Annotated in this window: 1 protein-coding gene; it reads left to right on the forward strand. The window is 47.1% G+C overall.

Going from position 1 to position 278, the window contains the following annotated elements; translation table 11 throughout:
• On the forward strand, window positions 1-278 hold a 278-nt coding region (locus SB658_RS23465; protein ID WP_410602693.1), incomplete at both ends, for a metal ABC transporter solute-binding protein, Zn/Mn family.

Genomic DNA, 278 nt, shown 5'->3' on the forward strand with positions numbered 1-278 from the left:
TTCACAGCATTGTTCCCATTGGTACAGACCCGCATGAATTTGATCCACTGCCAAAGGATGTTCAGCATACAACGGATGCAGACCTTGTTCTATATAATGGTTTAAACCTTGAAACAGGGAACGGCTGGTTTCAAAAGCTGCTCGAATCGAGTGGCAAGGACGGGGATGATGCACCTGTAGCCGAAATGAGTAAAGGCGTCAAAGTAAAGCACTTGTCTTCAAAAGGACTTGAAAGCCAGCAGGACCCCCATGCCTGGCTGAATGTCGAGAATGGGATT

Source organism: Bacillus sp. SIMBA_008, from assembly GCF_046535495.1.
GTDB classification, from domain to species: Bacteria; Bacillota; Bacilli; order Bacillales; family Bacillaceae; genus Bacillus; species Bacillus subtilis.